Raw genomic sequence first — 19,222 nt, 5'->3', positions numbered from 1 at the left:
ATTTTTTAAATTGTAATATATTAGGAGGAATAGTAAATGTTTAAACAATGGGAAGGCTTTAAAGGCGAGCTGTGGCAAGAATCTATTGATGTAAGAGAATTTATTCAAAAGAACTATTCATTATATGAAGGTGATGATACTTTTTTAGTAGGAATGTCAGATAAAACTGCTAAGGTTTGGGAAAAAACTCATGCACTAATAATAGAAGAAATAAAAAAAGGAATAATTGATGTTGAAGTCAATGAAGTATCCGGAATTAACAACTTTGGTCCTGGATATATAGACAGAGATAACGAAGTTATTGTTGGACTACAAACAGATGCTCCACTAAAAAGAATAGTTAACCCATTTGGTGGATTTAGAATGGTAGAGCAATCTTTAGAAGCTTACGGATTTGAATTAAATGAAGAAATAAACAAATATTTCCCTAAATATAGAAAAACTCATAATCAAGGTGTTTTTCATGCTTATACTGATGAAATAAGAGCAGCTAGAAGTGCTGGATTATTAACTGGTCTTCCAGACGCTTATGGAAGAGGAAGAATTATTGGTGATTATAGAAGAATAGCACTTTATGGAATGGATTTTCTAATTAATGAAAAGAAAAAAGACTTAGCTGAACTTAAAGGACCAGCTTTAGATGATTTAATAAGACAAAGAGAAGAAGTTAATGAACAAATTATAGCTATGGAAGATATAAAAGCTATGGCTGCTTCTTATGGAATAGATATTTCAGAACCTGCTAAAGATGCTAAAGAAGCTGTACAGTTTACTTACCTTGCATATTTAGCAGCTATAAAAGAAAACAATGGCGCTGCAATGTCATTAGGAAGAGTTAGCACATTCTTAGATATATATATTCAAAGAGATTTAGAAAAAGGTATTATAACAGAAGTAGAAGCTCAAGAAATGATTGATCAATTTGTTATAAAGTTAAGAATAGCTAGACATTTAAGAACTCCTGATTATAATGAACTATTTGCTGGAGATCCAAACTGGATAACAGAGGCAATTGGTGGAGTTAGCGTAAATGGCAAACCACTTGTAACTAAGACATCATTTAGATTCCTGCATACATTAATTAACCTAAATCCTGCCCCAGAACCAAATATGACAGTTTTATGGTCAGAAAAATTACCAGAAAATTTTAAGAAGTATTGTGCAAAAATGTCAATTGAAACTGGAGCAATTCAATACGAAAATGACGATATAATGAGACCGGTATATGGTGATGACTACGGTATTGCTTGTTGCGTATCAGCTATGGAAATTGGTAAGAGAATGCAATTCTTTGGAGCTAGAGCTAATTTAGGTAAGTCACTATTATATGCTATTAATGGCGGAGTTGATGAAAAAACATTTAAAACTGTAATTAAAGGACTAGATAAGATGACTGATGAGGTTCTTGATTACAAAAAGGTTAAAGCTAAGTTCTTTGAAGTTCTTGAATATGTAGCTGAATTATATGTTGATACAATGAATACAATTCATTATATGCATGATAAATATGCTTATGAAGCTGGACAAATGGCTTTACACGATACAAATATCAAAAGATTTATGGCTTTTGGAGTTGCAGGATTATCAGTTGTAGCTGACTCATTAAGTGCTATAAAATATGCTAAAGTTACACCTATTAGAAATGAAGATGGAATAGCTATAGACTTTAAAATTGAAGGCGATTTCCCTAAATACGGAAATGATGACGATAGAGTTGATGATATCGCTGTAGAAGTTGTTAAGAAATTCTCTGAAATGTTAAAGAAGCACAAGACATATAGAGATGCTGAACACTCATTATCAGTGTTAACAATAACATCTAATGTTGTCTATGGTAAAAAAACCGGTGCTACTCCAGATGGAAGAAAAGCTGGTGAACCATTTGCACCAGGTGCTAACCCAATGCATGGAAGAGATGAAAATGGTGCCTTAGCATCATTAAACTCAGTTGCTAAGATTCCTTACAAAGAATCTTGTCAAGATGGAGTTTCAAATACCTTCTCAATAATTCCTGATGCATTAGGAAAAACTCAAGAAGAAAGAATTAGTAATTTAGTATCTATAATGGATGGATATTTCGGCCAAAGCGCCTTCCACTTAAACGTCAATGTTTTAAATAGAGAAACATTATTAGATGCTATGGAAAACCCAGATAAATACCCAACATTAACAATTAGAGTTTCTGGATATGCTGTTAATTTCAATAGATTAACTAAAGCTCAACAATTAGAAGTTATAAGCAGAACATTCCATGAATCAATGTAATTAATTTAAGTAGAATTACCTATACTAATATAGGTAGTTCTACTGTATTAAAAAAGCTATTAACTTTAATCTAATGGTTTTTTTAATACAATTATATAAATGCCTAGTTAAGGAGAAGATATTATGGTAAAAGGAAGAATTCATTCAATTGAAAGCATGGGGCTTGTAGATGGTCCTGGTATAAGAACAATAGTATTTATGCAAGGATGTAAATTAAGATGTGCTTATTGTCATAATCCAGACACCTGGAGCTTGAATGGTGGCAATGAGATGACTTCTGATGAAATAATAAAAAAAATTATTAGATTTAAACCCTACTTTAAAAATTCAGGTGGTGGAGTAACCTTTTCTGGTGGAGACCCTTTATTTCAAGATGAATTTCTACTTGATATGTTAAAACAATGTAAACAACATGGAATACACACTGCCATTGATACTGCTGGTTATGGACATGGTCATTATGATGAAATATTGAAATATACAGATTTAGTTTTACTTGATATAAAGCATATAGATAGTACTGGTTATATTAAACTAACAGGACAAGATACTAAAGATGTTAACCTATTCTTAGAAGCTCTTAGAAAAAGTACCACTAGAGTTTGGGTTAGACATGTAATTATCCCTGGCCATACAGATTCTAAAGAGCATATAGAAAAAATAGCTAAAATAATAAATGAAGAAATTCCAAATGTAGATAAAATTGAACTTCTTCCCTATCATCTATTAGGAATAAATAAGTATGAGGCTTTGGGTATGAAATACAAATTAGAAGATGTTCCAGCTATGGATAAAGAAAAAACTAAAGAATTAGAAACTTATTTATATTCTCTTGTAGATTTAGATAAAACTAATATAAAAGTATCCTAACCTAATAATATGATAAAGGTTTAGCTCTAAAATAGTTTTTAATTTAGAGTTAAGCCTTTTTTATATTAAACCTCTAAAACACTTCTTTTCTAGATTAATTATATAGTAAAAGTAATTCTATTAACTTATTACATTTTTTTCCACATTTTCCACAACTTTATCCACATTTTGGTAATAATTATCATTTATCAATCATATAATATTTGATATTTACTTATTAATTACTTTATGAGATAATGTAACTATTATATATATTTTGAATTATTTTATAACTATTTCTCGCTATATTGAAAGGGGACAAGCTAATGAGATTTAACACTAAAGCTTTTGAAAAATTCATTGAAGAACACCAAATACCTATGAATAAAGGAATGAATATAGATGAATTTACTATCTTCTCTTTTCCTGAGAAAATAGCTGTTAATGGTATTGAAAAACCAGTTTTAGGTGGAGGAACAGAAAAAAGAGCAGTTATAGCATTAAGAGATGATGATACTCTAGCTGATATATATGTATTTCATATAACAAGTACACCAAGTGATGAAGATGCAAAAATTAAACTTTATAAATTATTTAATGACTTAAATTCTACTTATAAATATGTTTCTTTCTATGAAGATCAAAATGTAGTCAGTGCAAAAGCTTCCATTCCTTTCAACAATAATTTTGATGCTGAAATTGTATTTGAAACTTTATCTGTTATTTTCCAAGCAGTTGAAGCTGAATACGAAGGAATAATGGATGCACTGAATTTAAAGCCTAAAAAAAGTAAAATTATTGATTTGAAGTCAATGCAATAGTTTTGAAAGCCCATTTTGATATGGGCTTTTATTTTGCACTACATAATATATAAAAATATAGTAAAATACTAAATATATTAAATACTATTGGAGGATAATATGTTAAAAGAAAATAAAACAATTTTATATCTTATCATAATAAACTTAATCTTACTGATGATTTTCTTATCAACTAAAGTAAGCTTTATTTTTACACCTTTAGTTAGTTTAAAAGACGCTGCATTAATACCTGCTATTCTAGCTATATTTTTATACTATATATTAAGACCTATAAATAGATTTTTAAAATCTAAAAATATTTCTAATGGATTAGCAACAACAATAACTATAATATCTATATTAATATTGTTGATAGGTATATCCACTTATGCTAGTTCTACTATAGCAAAAGAAAGTTCAAGCTTAGTTACAAATCTTACTGTAAGCATTCAAAATCTATCAGAAAAATATAATTATTTATATCCAAAACTTAATGAATTATTAAGAATAGATGATATTCTGAAAAAAACCGCATCTTTTATAACTAGTTCATTTTTAGATATAAGTATAGGTGTTGCAGGTGTAGTAGGCTCTGTAAGTAATTTTTTTGCTCAATTAATACTTATTCCTATTATTATGTTCTATATATTAAAAGATGACTATAAAATTTATAATTCCTTTGTAAAAATATTACCTGTAAAGATTAAAAGCTTTGTAGTAAAAATTATTAAGGAAATAGATACAGTACTTAAGCAATATATAACAGCTCAGATGATGGTTGCCTGTGTAATAGGTATATTGATGTTTATAGGATATTTGATAATAAGAATGCCTAATGCTTTTGTATTAGCTTTCTTTGCCTTTATAACTTCATTCATTCCATTTTTAGGCCCTATATTAGGAATATTCCCTGCTTTAATAATAGCTTTAGGAATGGGTTTTCCAATGGCTGTTAAAATAGGTATATTAGCAGTAATTGTTCAGCAACTTGAAGGCAATATAATAACTCCTAATATAACAGGTAATCAGCTTCATATGTACCCACTTACAACAATTATAGTAATTACCGCAAGTGTGTACTTAGGTGGATTCTTTGCTGCTTTTGTAGCAGTACCAATATATAATATTATTAAAATATTAGTTAAAAACATTTATCAATACTATATTCAATCTAAGCAAAGATCTAAAGAAATAAAGATATCAAATTAAAACAAAATATTTACGTATCTTAAATATTTTATAATTAAAATTTATTAAATAAAAGATGGGACAATGTCCCATCTTTTATTTATAGGCATATATTTACTTATTAGCTTGCACATTTTTCACAAGGATCATTTTTCCCTTGATTTTTAGCATCCTTTAAACTACCATCTAATATATTTTTACTATTTGATAAAGTACTACACTCCTTCTTGTAGTGATATACTTTTCCTTTAGGTGTAAAGTATACTACTTTGCTAGAATTATTATTTTTATTAGTAGTACTCTTATTACCCTGATTTTTCGTTTGAATATTATTTTCTTCTTTATTTTTTCTTACTCCTTCGTTATAGCTAGCTACTGATTTATTAAAAGTTATTTTTTTCCCATCACTAGTAGCTACAACTGTACCTTGCTCATCTGTTCTATAAAGTTTTATATTTCTTTCTTTCATCTTTTTTACAGTTTCAATATGAGGATGTCCATAATCATTATTCTTCTCACAAGTTATTACTCCATATTTAGGATTTACTGCATCTAAAAATTTATCTGAGGAAGAAGTTCTTGATCCATGATGGCCTAATTTTAAAACATCTGCAGTTAAGTCACTTTTCTTATTTAAAATATCTTGTTCTGAAGGACCTTCTGCATCTCCTGTAAATAAAAATGTGTTATTTCCGTATTTCATCTTTAAAACTATGGAACTATCGTTAGCATCTTCATAATCTTTTATAGGTGCTAATATGGTAAAAGTAGCTTCTCCTAGTTTAAAGCTGTATCCCACTTTAGGAGCTGTAAATTTTAATGACTTTTTACTAGCAGCTGTTACTACATCTCTATAAGTCTTTGTAGTGGAAGTTTTTTTAGGCATAAATATTTTTCCTATTTCAAATTCATAGATAACATCATCCATAGCACCTATATGATCTTCATGAGGATGGGTACCTACTAAATAGTCTATTTTAGTTATATTTCTTTTACTTAGATAATCCTTAATAATCTTTCCATCATCATTATTACCAGCATCAATAAGCATTGTAGAGTTTCCTTGTTCTATTAGAATACTGTCTGCTTGACCTACATCAATAAAGTGTACCATGAGTTTCCCCGTAGAATTTACATCTACTTTTTCATCATTTCCTTCTTCTAAAGATATTTGTGCACATCCAATTAAAAATATAGAAGTTATTATTAAAATTATAAATATAAATAAGTTTTTAATTTTAAAAATTCCTTTCTTCATTTGTATCCCTCCTAATTTCCTTAGTTTTTATGAACTTAATTTTTTAACCTTTCTTTTATTGTACATGAACATTAAAAATCCAGCTGAAATTATAACTACATACCCTAATATACTTAATAAATCTGGAATTTCTCCTAGTAAGAACATTCCTAATAAAGCTGTAAAAATTATATTTGCATAGTCGTATATAGATATTTCACTAGCTGGTGCATATTTATATGCTACTGTTAATGAAAATTGTGCTATAGAAGCAAAAACTCCTGCTCCTAATAATGCTAGCAGTTGATTTAAAGTTAAAGGTTTGTATACCATTATCATCAAAGGAAGATTAAATAATATAGATACGAAAGAAAAATAGAAAACTATAGTATAATATTTTTCTTTATCTCTTAAAAACCTTACAAATGTATATGCACCTCCTGCAAAAGCTGCAGAAGCAACACCTATTAATGCAGGCATTACATTCATATTAAAGGATGGCTTAATTATTAATAAGCTTCCTAAGAAAGCTGTAGTTATTGCAGCTAATTGAACCTTAGTTATCCTTTCTTTTAAAAATAAAGCAGAAAAAATTATAACGAAAAAGGGACTTAATTTATTTAACATAGAAGAGTCTGATAATACCATGTTATCTATACAATAAAAATATAATATTACTCCTAATGTTCCCAATATAGATCTACCTAATAGATATTTCTGATTTTCCTTTTTTCCAAAGAAACTTTCCTTGTTCTTTATAATAAGTACTAAAGCAACAATGCAACTAACTATGTTTCTAAAAAAGCTTTTTTCAATGGAAGGTACATCCCCTGCAATTTTAACTAAAAGGCTCATTATAGCAAAGCAAAAAGATGCTAAAAGCATATATGATATTCCCTTTGTTTTATTATCCATAATCTCATATCCTTTCTTTTGTGCTATATTAATTTTATCTTACAATTGTTTTTTTTAATAGTGTTAATAATTTATTCTAAATTTTTAAACATTTAAATAACAATTAAATCTTTTAATATTAGGCATTTTTAAAAGAGAAAAAACTTACAAGCATAAGCTGTAAGTTTTTCTGATTCTTATTTTACTGTTATTCTCCCTTTACTTTGTCTTATTATACCACCTACTGTAGGAACTAATTTACTTTCTATATATTTTAAATTATGTTCATCATCTTCTATAGCAATATTTTGTATAGCAAAAGCTAAGGCTTTAAAAATAGAATTAATTTGATAAGGGGTAAAATTGAAATTCTCTATAGCCCCATTAGCACTATTAGAAATTTTTTCACAGACTTCACATAAAAACATTATATAAAATTGTTTATCACCATTGCTCTTAGCATATTCAACTTGTGCTTCGATATTATAAGGATACCTCTCTTCAATTTCATATTTATAAATAGTATATTGTCCATAACGATTATCTTCCATATAACCCCTCCCTAATATATTTATAAATAACCTCCGAAAGTTCTATATATGATGTATAAAAAATATAATGTTCCTATTCCTAACATAGCCCACATTATAGGTTTACAATTTATTTTTTTCTTTTCATCTTTGCATTCTTCTAAATCCATCTCTTCTAAAGAGTCCTCTATATCTATCATAGTCTTTGAATTTTGCTGTTCTATCATTGATAAATCCTCCTTTATTATGAATTTATGAGCGTTTCTTTATAAGTAGAACTACATTATATATCATCAAGAAATTAATTTATATATCAAAACTATTAGCTTACTTCTTATAAAAACTATTAATCATTACGAGTAAAAAAATTAAATTAAAAGATATATGATCTATATAAATTTTAGGTATAACGTGGTAATTTTTCAATTGATTTATTTTATTAAAATTTTAAAAATATAAATATAAGCTAAGAGATATATCTCTTAGCTTATATTTTATTTTATTTTTCATTTTCTCTTACTTTAATTAATGTCTTTAGTTCTTCTAAATCTTCTAATGTAGCTTTATTTCTTATAAAGCTTCTTGCACTAGAACGACTTTTTAGATAACTAGCATATTCTCTATTTTTCTTTTCCCAATTTTGATTTGCTAAAGTTTGCCTTGCTTTTTCCATTATTAAATCACCTTTTAAACCATTTAGTAAATATCATAATTGTAGCTAATAACATTATAGGTATACCAATTAAATCTAATAATCCCGCTTTAGTAAAGCATGTTTTTCCTAACCATGTTATTGTAAAAAAATTACTACTAATTCAGTAACTTCTATTTTTCTTTCCATTCAATTTTAGGTGTGCTATAATTTATTCTATAGGAAGGAGTTCTGTCTCCTCTCCTCAAGTTATTTAGAACGCTTCTTTTTGGACTTAGGGGCGTTCTTTTTATTTTGTTGATTTAGATTTTTTATCGTTAGTATTGCAATCACTATGCCTAACAATTTTAACACTAAATCTAATATATCAATTAGCACAGCCACAGAATCACCTCCTTAACTATATTATACTACGTGTAGTAAATAGTCACAAGAATTTTTAGTAATTTTTATAAAATATTGGTATTTATATATCCTATTCCCAAACATAGCTCGTCATACTTTTATTTAAAAATAAAAACTAAATAATATGTTTTTTAATATATTTTTTGCTACATGCTTTCTAAATTTAAAAATTATACAAAAGAAATATTAAAATAAAAAAAAAGCTCTTTAGCGAACTCTTAATTAAACTTCCAAAATGTTAAATATATATTTTTAATATTTCTTATTAATATCATTAAAATATGAATTAATAATATTTGATTTACTATTAATTGAATATATATTGAAATATTTGAACTAACAATTATAATAAATTTTTATAACTTTGAATAAAATTTATTATATTACCGTCTAAGTCTTTAAACCAGACAGATCGTATCCCCCAAGGCTGTGTTGTAGGTAGTTTAACAAATTGAATATTTTCACTTAATATAATTATGTAACTATCATCCAAACACAAGATAATAGATAGAAACTTTAGAAGCTATATAATACTCTCCATAATACATCATTCTATACTTTGCACAATAAGAATAATGAATTTATTGATAATTTCTTCTATAGCTTATATAATTTAGAGAATAAACTCAGCTATATTATAACGTAATTATATGATATTACATTATAGTATAAATATTTATTAAGGAGTAAAGGTGAGGATTTATGAAGATAGAATTCTATGAAATAGGTAAAATTGACGATGAAGAACTAACATTTGCAGTAATAAGTACCATATATCAAGGAAGATGGGTTTATGTTAGACATAAAGAGAGGAAATCTTGGGAAATTCCAGGAGGTCATAGAGAAATAGGAGAAACTATTGATAATACCGCTAAACGGGAATTGTTTGAAGAAACTGGTGCAAAAGAATTTACTCTAAAACCTGTTTGTGATTATTCAATAAATGATTTCAATGGGAAACTATTTGGGAGGCTATTTTTTTGTGAAGTAAGTGAAATGGGCATTTTACCAATTTCAGAGATTGAGGAGGTAAAGCTATTTGATGAACTTCCAAATGATCTGACATATCCTAAAATTCAACCATATTTATATGAAAAAATATTAACTGTGAAATGTATTATTTAATAGATTTTGAACTAGTTTATTCTATTATGGTCTAATAGTTAATATTACAATTTGTATTAAAATATCTTATCATAATAATTGTATTATTAAAAAAGAAGGTGTTAGAAATGAATACTCGTACAGTACAAGAATCTGATTATACAGAAATTATATCAGTAATAGATGCTTGGTGGGGTGGAAGACATATGAGTGATATGTTGCCTAGATTGTTTGTCAAGCATTTTCAAAATACTAGTTTTATAGCAGAAGAAAATAATAAAATTATAGGATTTCTAATTGGTTTTATATCACAAAGTTATCCAGCTGAAGCATATATTCACTTTATAGGCATTCATCCAGACTATAGAAAATCAGGAATTGCAAAAGAATTATATGAACTGTTCTTTAATGTAGTAAAAAAATCTGGTTGTACTACAGTTCATTCTGTAACATCTCCTATAAATAAAGGTTCTATTGCATTCCATAGAAAAATGGGATTTGAAATAGAAAATGGAAATAAAAAGGTTGATGGAATTTCTGTAATTACAAATTATGATGGAAATGGTGAAGATAGAGTGCTATTCATAAAGAAATTATTAGATTAAACTAAAGTAGTTATAGATAGGAAATCTATAACTACTTTAATTATTCATCTAAAACAATTGTTCATGTACATATGTCCAATCATCTGTACTGTAACTTAAATCAACTGTTATATAATTTCTATGATGTAATATATCAATTGCTTCACTTGAGATAGTTGAAAAATGTATATTTAAATTATATATTTTTTATTACTTCTTAGCCTCAATTGTTATAGAATTATTTATTTCTATAATCTTTTTTAACTTCGCATACCCAACAAAGCTTAATATCATTGATGGAATAACAAATATAATGTACATAATAAAAATAACTCCACCTACCGCATATAAAATACCCCCTGTAAGTGCAAAACCTCTTTTATTTGAAAAATATGCTATCCAATTAAAAATTGTTGCTAAAACAACTAAAATTATGTGTGGTGTAACTACTGCTGTCGCTATAGCTGCCCCTAGAATTTCTGTACTTTCTTTACTACTAAATATTCCATTGCTAAAATATGATATAATGTATATTGAATATAATAAACCTAATATTGCTGAAATTAATAATATTTTAGAACGTTTAACTTTCATAAATATCCCCCTTTTATAAAATAATATTCAACTATCTCCCTATATCATTGTAATATACATAATCCTATATATTCAACCACTTTTATACATACTAATATAAATTTTACTTTTTTGCGAGTTTTTTCACTTCTAATATACATATAAATAAAAAAGGGCCTTATTTAGACTCTTTTTTTATAGATCTATATTTTGAATTAGTTCTCTCCTCTGGATTTATATAATCACCATTTTCAGTTTTTTTAATCCTAATGATGCCATTTACTTTTTAGTAAACTTGCGTTTATTAGTCATATACTTATATCTTCTCTTTTGGAAATTTTTTATATAAAAAAATCTATTCGTTTAATTATCTTTAATCAAAACTAGGAATCGCTTCTTAAAGCCAGACTTTATAATTTTCTGTTACCTTTACGTATACCTTCATTTATGTTTAAACTATGAATGTAAGTTTTATTTTCTAAAAAATTTACATTTATAGTATGTCCCTTTGTCTTTTGTTAACCTTAGTGATATAATTTTAATATCCCCCCTATAGGGATATTAAAGGAGGAAATTATATGCATAATCATAATCATCCACAACAAAAAAATGTAATTAATAGGTTGTCTAGAGCTATAGGTCATTTAGAAGGTGTAAAACGTATGGCTGAAGAAGGTAGAGATTGCAGTGAGCTATTAATTCAAATATCTGCCGTTCGTTCTGCCATAAATAATATTGGAAAGATAATACTAGAAGATCATATTAATCATTGTGTTATAGAGGCTATAGAAACGAATAATACAGAAACTCTTAATGATTTTAAAAATGCTTTAGATAAATTTCTAAAATAAAGGAGATATAGAGTATGCAGTTTATTTTAAAAACGTTAATATCATCTCTTCTAATTGCTATTGTATCTACTATTAGTAAGAAATCTCCTTTTGTTGGAGCTATTATTATATCTTTACCTATAACTTCCATATTGGCTTTAATATGGCTTTATAATGATACTAAAGATATAAATCAAGTAATTTCTTTATCTTCATCTATATGTTTTATGATCTTACCTTCAATGTTATTCTTTATAGCTTTAGCTATTTTGCTTAAGCATGGCTTTAATTTTATTCAATCAATAATTTTCTCTTCTATTATTATGATTATTTTTTATACTGCATACTCTTATATTTTAAATAAAATTGGAATTAATTTATAAATTCTAAAAAGATTGAATAAAGAAATTTTATCAGTTAACTAGATACACTAGATTCAATCTTTTGCTCTTTATAACATATATATTACTTTAAATATAATTATTAACTTCTTCTATCAATACACTTTTAACTTCATTCTATGCGACTTTTTTCATACTTTAATTCTATTAATGTCATTATAGAATAATTAGCTAAATCCATTAATGTATCTTCTATACTCTCATCAACCTTATTTTCTGCTTTAATTAATGTCTTAAGCCTACTTAATTTATCTTCCAATCTTATTATCGGCATTACCATGCCATATTCTTTAAATCCCTTACCAAAGCTATCTCCATAGTCATGATTTTTTCTTGCGTATAAACTATTTAGTTCTTTACATATTTCCATGTGTTTAGATGACTTATCCATAATTATCTCCTCTTAGCATTTCTATTTAATATATATAGTATACTACAAATTTTGTTTATTTAGTTATTTAAATCTTTTTATACTCACAATTCTAAGTTCTTTTAAAATGTTCATAATCAATTTATAAACTTTTTAAAAATAATGAATAAAATTTTCTTTTCACAAAGCAAACAAAATTTCTAAAAATTATTTGTTAAATATAAAAAATGTAACATACAGTTTCATTTACTAAAGTATTAATTATTTAATCTATTTATATTCAAAAATAGCTATATTCTTTTTTATACTCAACTTTTATAAAATTTTATTTATATATAAATTCATTACCTGGCTCACTTAAGGCGGATAAATCTGTCACTTTTAAATAAGGTGAGTGACCTTCCTCGTCCTCCGTTAATATACCTGTCACAACTACCCAAAGGTTATTGTCAGGTATATCCCCACTAAATTCACATGGTAATCCTACAAGATATGCATCTGTACCGCAACAAAAATATTTACGACAAACGGCAAATGGTTGCTTTGCATTCTCTTCTTCTACTAAGTTGTATATAAATCCCTCATATTGAATAGTCTTACCTTTATAACTATTTAAATTAATGTACATATCATCAAGCTGTCCAAGAAAGAAATTATCACGAATTATAATATCTGCCTTAGGTCTTGATTGATTTTCAGAACTAGAGTCCTTTCTATCAATATTTTTTTCACTTTGCCCATCTGAATCATATGTATTACTTGGTGTATCAACCATAATAGAGTTATCAGCTATTTCTTTATCCCAATAGTTATCAGGCATACTTTGATTAGAAGTGCCACATCCACCTACACTTATAGTCAATATAAAAATAAGCGCCATTAAACACATTTTTTTCATTTTTTCATCTCCCTCTTCTAATGCACTTGCTAGCAAGTTCCGAAAGAATCATCATAACAATATTTACTGTAACAATACTTGCTCCAGTTGGCATATTAAAAATAAAGGACACTATGATTCCAATAATAAAGCAAACCATAGAAATAATGGCAGAAGTAATTACTAGTGCTTTAAAGCTATGAACAATTTTTTTAGCAGTTATAGCGGGAAAAATGATGAGACTTGAAATGAGAAGCGTACCCATAATTCTCATTCCAACCACTACAGTGAGAGCTGTTAAGAAGGCTATTAGAAATTGATATATTGTAACATTAATACCAGAAGCTTTAGCAAAACTCTCATCACAAATTATGAGAAATAGTCTATTATAAAATAAAATAAAAAGCCCTATTACCAAGATTGACAATATAATACTTAAGAAAATGTCGAAATTATTCATTGCTAATATGCTGCCAAACATGTAGTTGCAAACATCTATATTAAATCCTCTTGTTATAGATGTTATGATAACACCTGCTGAAAGAGAAGCTGTTGATGCAATTCCAATAGCTACATCTCCAGCTACACCTTTTTTCTGACTAACAGCCATAATGATAAATGAAGCTACAATCACTACAGGCATGGATGTATATAAAGGAGATAGTCCTATAGACATAGCAAAGGATAGTGATGCAAACCCAACATTTGCAAGTCCATGACCTATCAATGAATAACGTTTTAGAACTAGTATTACACCGAGAAGAGCAGCACAAAGAGACACTAGTAACCCTACAATCAGAGCACGAGCAACAAAAGGATAGTTAAAAATTTCAAATATTTTATTTATTGTCATTTCCTTATATCTCCTCTTCTAAAAACTTGCCACTCCTCCATGTTCCCACAAAATTGTAAGTGATTATCCATCACAGCTACACGTTTAGCATATTTTTCAACTTTATTTAGATCATGAGAAACCATTAGAATTGTGATATTATGCTTAGTGTTTAAGTCTGATAATATCCTATATAAACTCTTCGTAATATCTTCATCCAAACCAGAACAAGGTTCATCCAAAATTAATAATTTAGGATTTTTACATAGTGCTCTGGCCAGCAATACTCTTTGCTTCTGACCACCTGAAAGTTCTCCAATCCTCTTGTTTGATATATCTGTTATTTCTAAAAGAGCCATAGCTTCTTTTGTAGCTTTTATATCATCTCGTGAGTAGAAAGGAATTCTCCTAGCACTTTTTTGTCTTCCTGTAATTATGATTTCATGAACTGTAGCAGGCAAATCAGAAGGAATTGTACTAATCTGGGGCAAATAAGCTACTTGTTCTTTTGATATATAAAACTCCACTTTTCCTCTATTAAATGGTACAAGTCCTAATATACCTTTCACTAATGAGCTTTTCCCAGACCCGTTTGATCCTACAATACAAAAATAATCTCCATCGGCTATTTCAAAACTCACATCTTTTACAGCCAATACGGATTGATAAAATATATCTAAGTGAGAAACTTTTAAAATCCACATATTAATTCAATCCTTTTTTGATATTCTCAAGATTTTCCCGCATAATATCAATGTATGTTGTTTTATTCTCTAATTGATTTTTTGATAGATTGTGTGCTGTACTAAAAAGTTCTGCTGATATACCTGTTTGATGTGCAATAGACTTAGCTACTTTTGGATCTACAAACTCTTCGTGATATATACAAGGAATGTCATTTTTCTTTATATAATCAATAATGGAAGTTATAGCTTGTACACTTGGCTCACCTTCAGTAGAACAAGAATCATAAGCAGATTCATATTTTAAACCATAATGATTTAGAAAATAGCTATAGGCGAAACGTCCTCCAAACACCAATATATCTCTTTTACCCCTTTTTACCACTTTAAAAATATCGTCATCTAAATTCTGTAACTCTTTTTTGTAGTTATCTGCATTTTTACGATAGAATTCAGCATTGTTAACGTCTTTTTCACAAAGTCCAGCTACAATATTATCAACCATCTTCATTGCTAAAGTTGGATCAAGCCAAATATGTGGATCATATTCATGATGGTGTCCATCTTCATCATGATTATCTTCTTCATGGTCCTCTTTGTGCTCATCATGATCATGTTCTTCTTTCACCAGACTAATCCCATTTGACGCATCAATTACTAATAAGTTTTTATTCGATACCCCTTCTATCACCTTTTCAGCCCAAGGCTCCATATATTTACCTGTATATATAAACATATCTGCATTATAAATGTTTGACATATCACTAGGCTTAGGATCAAAAGTATGACTTTCTATTCCTGGCGGTAAGAGTAATTTAACTTCTGCCCTATCTCCCACAATCTGACGAGCAAAATCATATTGTGGGAATAGTGATGCAACAATAGTTAATTTATGATTACTAACTTCTTGGTTTTCATTTGCGTTATTGCAAGCAGTAAGATAAAACATCATTACTATAATTGTAAACATAGATAATAACTTTTTCATTTTTTATCCTCCTACTATAAGTTGGCACAGGATTTACATAATCCATAAAATACAGTTCTACGTCCATCAATAGTAAATCCATCTGTTGATTTTATACTCTCCAATAATCCCTGAAGTGCAGAATTTTCAAAATGCACAATCTGACCGCAAGATTGGCACATAAGGTGATAATGTTCTTGACATATTGTATTTTCACCTATGAATTGATAACAAGCTGGTTGATTTTCTGTAAGTAAATACTTCCTCACTAAGCCACTTTCCTCTAATTGTGATAGGTAACGATATACTGTAGACTTTGCTACTGGAGTTTCATTTGCTTTTAAGATATCAATGATTTCTTCAGCTGTAATGTGTTCTCCATTATGATCTTTCATACAATCAAGTATTAATGCTTTTTGCTTAGTATTCCTTGAAATGTTAGATTGTTTATTTGTATTTGGCATAATAATACCTCCTTATTGAAACTAGGAATGAGTTTTAATAAGGATATCACTATTTTAATTTATTTGTCAATATCATTTGATAAATCTCATAATTTTTTCATCTCCTTTTATTTAAAATATTTTAGTTTAATTCCAAAGTTTTCTTGACAATTCCATTATGATATCATAATATATTTGTAATTATTTTACATTCGAGAGGTGAATTCCATGAGCTCCTTTTCCTTTTCAAGAATAATATTTACACTACTTTTATTTCTCATAATTTTTCTTTTATCACCATTTCATATTAATATAAGCAAGAATAATTCTTTTACTAATGAAGAATTTAGCAAAGCTACAATAAAAGAAGTATTGAAATCAGATTCTTCAGATATTGAAAAAGTAAAAGTGATTGTAGAAGATGGTATATATAAAGGAAAGGAGTTTATTGTTGACAATACTTTATCATTAAGTAATAATTTATTATCTTTAAAAAAGAATGATAAGGTTTTATTATTAATTCAAGCATCCAATGAGGAAAATTTAAACATTACAATATATCAATATATTAGGGAAAAAAAGTTATTATTTTTAGTTTCCTTTTTTATATTATTAGTACTAATTGTAGGTGGAATAAAAGGTGTAAATGCTCTATTATCTGTAGCATTTACCATATATGTAATTTCAATATTACTTTTGCCTGGATTACTTAGCGGATATAATCCTATAGTTCTTACAATTATCTGCAGCTTGATTATAGCTTTCTTTTCATTAATCATTCAAAATGGAGTTAGTAAAAAAACTTTTGCTTCTTTTATAGGAACATTAGGTGGTGTAACTATCGCTGGAATAGTTACTGCAATAATGAGTAAATCTCTTCAAATATCTATTAACGTTGAAGAAGATATGCAACTACTAAGAATTCCTCAAAAAATTAACTTTAATTTTCAATCCATATTATTTTCAAGTGTTGTAATTGGGGCATTAGGTGCAAACATTGATATGAGTATGTCTGTTGCTACAGCAATGAATGAAATAAAAGAGAGTAATAAAGATATAACTAGACAAGCATTGATTAACTGTGGAATGAACGTAGGTAGAGATGTAATAGGAACAATGTCAAACACTCTTATTTTAGCTTATGTAGGTAGCTCTTTGGTGAGCTTAATGATTTTTATGGCACATAATGTAGATTTTACCTATATTATTAATTTAGAAGACATATCAATAGAAGTTCTAAGATCGCTAGCTGGTAGCATAGGGATTATATTATCAGTACCTTTAACAGTTTTTGCTAGAGCCTTTATGGATTAACATATATATTATAGAAAGGACTATATCAAAATAGAAATTATTTTCTATTTTGATATAGTCCTTTCACTTATCTCGTAGACTTAATTATTATACCTATTCATACATCTATAATTATAGTATTTGACAGGCTATTCCTGTGTAATATTCATGAAAATCCTTATACCAAATATGCCTTATATATTCATCATTCTCTTTTTTATACCAAGGATCATAGTACGTAAAGTAGTCCTTATTTCTCTCTACCAATACAACCCAATGGCTATTTCTAAGTCCAAATTCTTCTTCATTACCTGTAAGAAGAACCATAATAGGCGCTATTTTTAAACATTCTTTCCACTCATCATCATAAAAAGACATTCTAAATTTAATTTTGTTTTCAACACAAAATTTAAAAATATCCTCTGGATAAACTCCATAAGGTGAATCATCTTCATCATATCCTTTTTCTCCAGGAGATAACTTAAAATTTAATTTTTCACCTAAGATTTTAAAATCTTGCCACTCCAATATGCCATGATATTTTAACAACATTGATAAGCTTGCTATTCCACAAGAAACCTCTGGGTAAAATTCTTGTTCATTTTGGCTGATAAAAAAATCTTTATACATACGTACTCTCCTATCTAAAATGATAATTTACTAAATATTATTTATATTTTAGCTATATAGTATATGCAATTCTAAAATTTATATTATCATATATTTTGGGAGATATCTATATGTATAATTTTAAGCTTCTCTTAAATTAAGATTACATATTTTATATTAATATATGGATACAGTATTGAATGTTTAATATAACTTTGTAATATTTTAAACATAAAAAAGAGCTTTTGCAAGCTCTTATGTATTATTTAAAGTAAACTAAATATTCAGCATTTCTAGATCTCAATCTAATATAAAATTAACTCACTTACTTTAAAAATGCGTTTCAAATAAAGCATTTTACGAAATAGTTAGATTACATTATCCTTCCAGGTAATAATGCATCTAAAATTCCTATAATTATAGCTGCTAATAATGCTCCTATTATAGATACTCTCATATTTGGAACTAAAAATTGTGCCAAATATATTATTACAGCAGCAATAGCAAATCCTTTTAATCCTTTTCCTATAGGAGATGCGTCAACTCCCATAAGTGATTCTGCGAAATAATCTAATACAGTTATTACAAGTGCAGCTATCAAAAATGACCATAATCCTTGAATAGTAAATCCAGGTGTTAAAAATGATGTTATCCCTAAAACAACTGCAACTAATATTAATCTTAATATCCACCCCCAAATACTATTATTATTTGAATCATCTCTTTTATTTTCTTTATTCTGTTCCATTAAAATTCCTCCCTTATAAATTATTATTGTCACATATATAGTATGCTCATATAATTGAGAAATATAATAAATAATGAAGAATATATAT

The 19,222-nt window shown here is 27.6% G+C and carries 24 protein-coding genes; 9 read left to right on the top strand and 15 right to left on the bottom strand.

The features are described from left to right. The first annotated feature begins 36 nt into the window (after positions 1 to 36). The 4 genes from pflB to ACY1IQ_RS15465 all read left to right on the top strand — a co-directional run bounded on the left by pflB (position 37) and on the right by ACY1IQ_RS15465 (position 5,123). Positions 37 to 2,265: a formate C-acetyltransferase gene (gene pflB, locus ACY1IQ_RS15480; protein WP_461614809.1), complete on the top strand. Its 2,229-nt coding sequence runs from the start codon at positions 37 to 39 to the stop codon at positions 2,263 to 2,265. Positions 2,266 to 2,388: 123 nt separating this feature from the next. Beyond that, positions 2,389 to 3,135: a pyruvate formate-lyase-activating protein gene (gene pflA, locus ACY1IQ_RS15475; protein ID WP_461614808.1), complete on the top strand. Its 747-nt coding sequence runs from the start codon at positions 2,389 to 2,391 to the stop codon at positions 3,133 to 3,135. A 305-nt stretch (positions 3,136 to 3,440) separates the two neighbouring features. Continuing rightward, positions 3,441 to 3,935 (top strand): hypothetical protein, encoded by a 495-nt coding sequence (locus ACY1IQ_RS15470; protein WP_461614807.1) that lies wholly within the window; start codon positions 3,441 to 3,443, stop codon positions 3,933 to 3,935. Between the two features lie 99 nt (positions 3,936 to 4,034). Continuing rightward, positions 4,035 to 5,123: an AI-2E family transporter gene (locus tag ACY1IQ_RS15465; protein ID WP_461614806.1), complete on the top strand. Its 1,089-nt coding sequence runs from the start codon at positions 4,035 to 4,037 to the stop codon at positions 5,121 to 5,123. Between the two features lie 100 nt (positions 5,124 to 5,223). Here ACY1IQ_RS15465 and ACY1IQ_RS15460 read toward each other — a convergent pair whose 3' ends face one another. From ACY1IQ_RS15460 to ACY1IQ_RS15435, 6 genes are all read right to left on the bottom strand, one after another. Further along, the gene (locus tag ACY1IQ_RS15460; protein ID WP_461614805.1) at positions 5,224 to 6,360 is read right to left on the bottom strand and encodes a ComEC/Rec2 family competence protein; all 1,137 of its coding nucleotides are present in this window, start codon (positions 6,358 to 6,360) and stop codon (positions 5,224 to 5,226) included. A 27-nt stretch (positions 6,361 to 6,387) separates the two neighbouring features. Beyond that, complete coding sequence (locus ACY1IQ_RS15455) at positions 6,388 to 7,254, bottom strand: DMT family transporter (RefSeq protein ID WP_461614804.1); 867 nt, start codon at positions 7,252 to 7,254, stop codon at positions 6,388 to 6,390. A gap of 176 nt (positions 7,255 to 7,430) precedes the next feature. Next, positions 7,431 to 7,784, bottom strand: coding sequence for a hypothetical protein (locus tag ACY1IQ_RS15450; protein ID WP_461614803.1), 354 nt, complete (start codon positions 7,782 to 7,784; stop codon positions 7,431 to 7,433). Positions 7,785 to 7,804: 20 nt separating this feature from the next. Next, positions 7,805 to 7,990 carry a hypothetical protein gene (locus tag ACY1IQ_RS15445; RefSeq protein ID WP_461614802.1) on the bottom strand — a complete coding sequence of 62 codons (186 nt, stop codon included), beginning with the start codon at positions 7,988 to 7,990 and terminating at the stop codon, positions 7,805 to 7,807. Between the two features lie 272 nt (positions 7,991 to 8,262). Beyond that, the gene (locus ACY1IQ_RS15440; protein ID WP_291581545.1) at positions 8,263 to 8,436 is read right to left on the bottom strand and encodes a hypothetical protein; all 174 of its coding nucleotides are present in this window, start codon (positions 8,434 to 8,436) and stop codon (positions 8,263 to 8,265) included. Positions 8,437 to 8,664: 228 nt separating this feature from the next. Next, a complete protein-coding gene (locus ACY1IQ_RS15435; RefSeq protein WP_461614801.1) occupies positions 8,665 to 8,799 on the bottom strand; it encodes a hypothetical protein in 135 nt (44 codons plus the stop codon). A 723-nt stretch (positions 8,800 to 9,522) separates the two neighbouring features. On the opposite strand from ACY1IQ_RS15435, the gene ACY1IQ_RS15430 reads away from it, so the two are divergent. Further along, on the top strand, positions 9,523 to 9,945 hold the full coding sequence (locus ACY1IQ_RS15430) for an NUDIX hydrolase (RefSeq protein WP_461614800.1): 423 nt from the start codon (positions 9,523 to 9,525) through the stop codon (positions 9,943 to 9,945). Positions 9,946 to 10,052: 107 nt separating this feature from the next. Beyond that, the gene (locus ACY1IQ_RS15425) at positions 10,053 to 10,529 is read left to right on the top strand and encodes a GNAT family N-acetyltransferase (RefSeq protein ID WP_461614799.1); all 477 of its coding nucleotides are present in this window, start codon (positions 10,053 to 10,055) and stop codon (positions 10,527 to 10,529) included. Between the two features lie 189 nt (positions 10,530 to 10,718). Here the strand turns inward: ACY1IQ_RS15425 and ACY1IQ_RS15420 are convergent, their stop codons facing one another. Beyond that, entirely contained in the window at positions 10,719 to 11,102 is a 384-nt protein-coding gene (locus ACY1IQ_RS15420) for a hypothetical protein (protein WP_461614798.1), read from the bottom strand. Between the two features lie 557 nt (positions 11,103 to 11,659). On the opposite strand from ACY1IQ_RS15420, the gene ACY1IQ_RS15415 reads away from it, so the two are divergent. Together ACY1IQ_RS15415 and ACY1IQ_RS15410 are read left to right on the top strand one after the other, a co-directional pair. Beyond that, positions 11,660 to 11,932 carry a metal-sensing transcriptional repressor gene (locus ACY1IQ_RS15415; protein WP_461614797.1) on the top strand — a complete coding sequence of 91 codons (273 nt, stop codon included), beginning with the start codon at positions 11,660 to 11,662 and terminating at the stop codon, positions 11,930 to 11,932. Between the two features lie 14 nt (positions 11,933 to 11,946). After that, the gene (locus ACY1IQ_RS15410; protein WP_461614796.1) at positions 11,947 to 12,294 is read left to right on the top strand and encodes a DUF3147 family protein; all 348 of its coding nucleotides are present in this window, start codon (positions 11,947 to 11,949) and stop codon (positions 12,292 to 12,294) included. A 130-nt stretch (positions 12,295 to 12,424) separates the two neighbouring features. On the opposite strand, the gene ACY1IQ_RS15405 is transcribed toward ACY1IQ_RS15410, so the two are convergent. The 6 genes from ACY1IQ_RS15405 to ACY1IQ_RS15380 all read right to left on the bottom strand — a co-directional run bounded on the left by ACY1IQ_RS15405 (position 12,425) and on the right by ACY1IQ_RS15380 (position 16,505). Further along, positions 12,425 to 12,706 (bottom strand): DUF1599 domain-containing protein, encoded by a 282-nt coding sequence (locus tag ACY1IQ_RS15405; protein WP_461614867.1) that lies wholly within the window; start codon positions 12,704 to 12,706, stop codon positions 12,425 to 12,427. A gap of 301 nt (positions 12,707 to 13,007) precedes the next feature. Then, a complete protein-coding gene (locus ACY1IQ_RS15400; RefSeq protein ID WP_461614795.1) occupies positions 13,008 to 13,580 on the bottom strand; it encodes a TIGR03943 family putative permease subunit in 573 nt (190 codons plus the stop codon). Positions 13,581 to 13,584: 4 nt separating this feature from the next. After that, the gene (locus ACY1IQ_RS15395) at positions 13,585 to 14,412 is read right to left on the bottom strand and encodes a metal ABC transporter permease (protein ID WP_461614794.1); all 828 of its coding nucleotides are present in this window, start codon (positions 14,410 to 14,412) and stop codon (positions 13,585 to 13,587) included. Continuing rightward, positions 14,409 to 15,095, bottom strand: a complete 687-nt coding sequence (locus ACY1IQ_RS15390; protein ID WP_461614793.1) for a metal ABC transporter ATP-binding protein — start codon at positions 15,093 to 15,095, stop codon at positions 14,409 to 14,411. Before ACY1IQ_RS15390 ends, ACY1IQ_RS15395 begins: the two co-directional genes overlap by 4 nt. Position 15,096: 1 nt before the next feature. Continuing rightward, the gene (locus ACY1IQ_RS15385) at positions 15,097 to 16,062 is read right to left on the bottom strand and encodes a metal ABC transporter solute-binding protein, Zn/Mn family (protein ID WP_461614792.1); all 966 of its coding nucleotides are present in this window, start codon (positions 16,060 to 16,062) and stop codon (positions 15,097 to 15,099) included. Positions 16,063 to 16,076: 14 nt separating this feature from the next. Then, a complete protein-coding gene (locus tag ACY1IQ_RS15380) occupies positions 16,077 to 16,505 on the bottom strand; it encodes a Fur family transcriptional regulator (RefSeq protein ID WP_461614791.1) in 429 nt (142 codons plus the stop codon). A gap of 207 nt (positions 16,506 to 16,712) precedes the next feature. On the opposite strand from ACY1IQ_RS15380, the gene ACY1IQ_RS15375 reads away from it, so the two are divergent. Continuing rightward, entirely contained in the window at positions 16,713 to 17,798 is a 1,086-nt protein-coding gene (locus ACY1IQ_RS15375) for a YibE/F family protein (RefSeq protein WP_461614790.1), read from the top strand. A 111-nt stretch (positions 17,799 to 17,909) separates the two neighbouring features. On the opposite strand, the gene ACY1IQ_RS15370 is transcribed toward ACY1IQ_RS15375, so the two are convergent. Continuing rightward, positions 17,910 to 18,407: a hypothetical protein gene (locus tag ACY1IQ_RS15370; RefSeq protein WP_461614789.1), complete on the bottom strand. Its 498-nt coding sequence runs from the start codon at positions 18,405 to 18,407 to the stop codon at positions 17,910 to 17,912. 352 nt (positions 18,408 to 18,759) lie between these two features. Next, a complete protein-coding gene (locus tag ACY1IQ_RS15365; protein WP_461614788.1) occupies positions 18,760 to 19,134 on the bottom strand; it encodes a phage holin family protein in 375 nt (124 codons plus the stop codon). Between the last annotated feature and the right edge of the window lie 88 nt (positions 19,135 to 19,222).

It is taken from the genome of Clostridium sp. Marseille-QA1073 (assembly GCF_054863625.1).
This window is presented reverse-complemented; position numbering and strand designations above follow the sequence as displayed.

Excerpts from the sequence above, each read along its gene's own strand:
- ACY1IQ_RS15375 (WP_461614790.1), top strand. The coding sequence starts at position 16,713 with ATGAGCTCCTTTTCCTTTTCAAGAATAATATTTACACTACTTTTATTT.
- ACY1IQ_RS15410 (WP_461614796.1), top strand. The coding sequence starts at position 11,947 with ATGCAGTTTATTTTAAAAACGTTAATATCATCTCTTCTAATTGCTATT.
- ACY1IQ_RS15380 (WP_461614791.1), bottom strand. The coding sequence starts at position 16,505 with ATGCCAAATACAAATAAACAATCTAACATTTCAAGGAATACTAAGCAA.
- ACY1IQ_RS15440 (WP_291581545.1), bottom strand. The coding sequence starts at position 8,436 with ATGGAAAAAGCAAGGCAAACTTTAGCAAATCAAAATTGGGAAAAGAAA.
- ACY1IQ_RS15460 (WP_461614805.1), bottom strand. The coding sequence starts at position 6,360 with ATGAAGAAAGGAATTTTTAAAATTAAAAACTTATTTATATTTATAATT.
- ACY1IQ_RS15415 (WP_461614797.1), top strand. The coding sequence starts at position 11,660 with ATGCATAATCATAATCATCCACAACAAAAAAATGTAATTAATAGGTTG.
- ACY1IQ_RS15395 (WP_461614794.1), bottom strand. The coding sequence starts at position 14,412 with ATGACAATAAATAAAATATTTGAAATTTTTAACTATCCTTTTGTTGCT.
- pflB (WP_461614809.1), top strand. The coding sequence starts at position 37 with ATGTTTAAACAATGGGAAGGCTTTAAAGGCGAGCTGTGGCAAGAATCT.
- ACY1IQ_RS15370 (WP_461614789.1), bottom strand. The coding sequence starts at position 18,407 with ATGTATAAAGATTTTTTTATCAGCCAAAATGAACAAGAATTTTACCCA.
- ACY1IQ_RS15465 (WP_461614806.1), top strand. The coding sequence starts at position 4,035 with ATGTTAAAAGAAAATAAAACAATTTTATATCTTATCATAATAAACTTA.
- ACY1IQ_RS15365 (WP_461614788.1), bottom strand. The coding sequence starts at position 19,134 with ATGGAACAGAATAAAGAAAATAAAAGAGATGATTCAAATAATAATAGT.
- ACY1IQ_RS15470 (WP_461614807.1), top strand. The coding sequence starts at position 3,441 with ATGAGATTTAACACTAAAGCTTTTGAAAAATTCATTGAAGAACACCAA.
- pflA (WP_461614808.1), top strand. The coding sequence starts at position 2,389 with ATGGTAAAAGGAAGAATTCATTCAATTGAAAGCATGGGGCTTGTAGAT.
- ACY1IQ_RS15430 (WP_461614800.1), top strand. The coding sequence starts at position 9,523 with ATGAAGATAGAATTCTATGAAATAGGTAAAATTGACGATGAAGAACTA.
- ACY1IQ_RS15455 (WP_461614804.1), bottom strand. The coding sequence starts at position 7,254 with ATGGATAATAAAACAAAGGGAATATCATATATGCTTTTAGCATCTTTT.
- ACY1IQ_RS15400 (WP_461614795.1), bottom strand. The coding sequence starts at position 13,580 with ATGAAAAAAATGTGTTTAATGGCGCTTATTTTTATATTGACTATAAGT.
- ACY1IQ_RS15390 (WP_461614793.1), bottom strand. The coding sequence starts at position 15,095 with ATGTGGATTTTAAAAGTTTCTCACTTAGATATATTTTATCAATCCGTA.
- ACY1IQ_RS15445 (WP_461614802.1), bottom strand. The coding sequence starts at position 7,990 with ATGATAGAACAGCAAAATTCAAAGACTATGATAGATATAGAGGACTCT.
- ACY1IQ_RS15450 (WP_461614803.1), bottom strand. The coding sequence starts at position 7,784 with ATGGAAGATAATCGTTATGGACAATATACTATTTATAAATATGAAATT.
- ACY1IQ_RS15420 (WP_461614798.1), bottom strand. The coding sequence starts at position 11,102 with ATGAAAGTTAAACGTTCTAAAATATTATTAATTTCAGCAATATTAGGT.
- ACY1IQ_RS15385 (WP_461614792.1), bottom strand. The coding sequence starts at position 16,062 with ATGAAAAAGTTATTATCTATGTTTACAATTATAGTAATGATGTTTTAT.
- ACY1IQ_RS15425 (WP_461614799.1), top strand. The coding sequence starts at position 10,053 with ATGAATACTCGTACAGTACAAGAATCTGATTATACAGAAATTATATCA.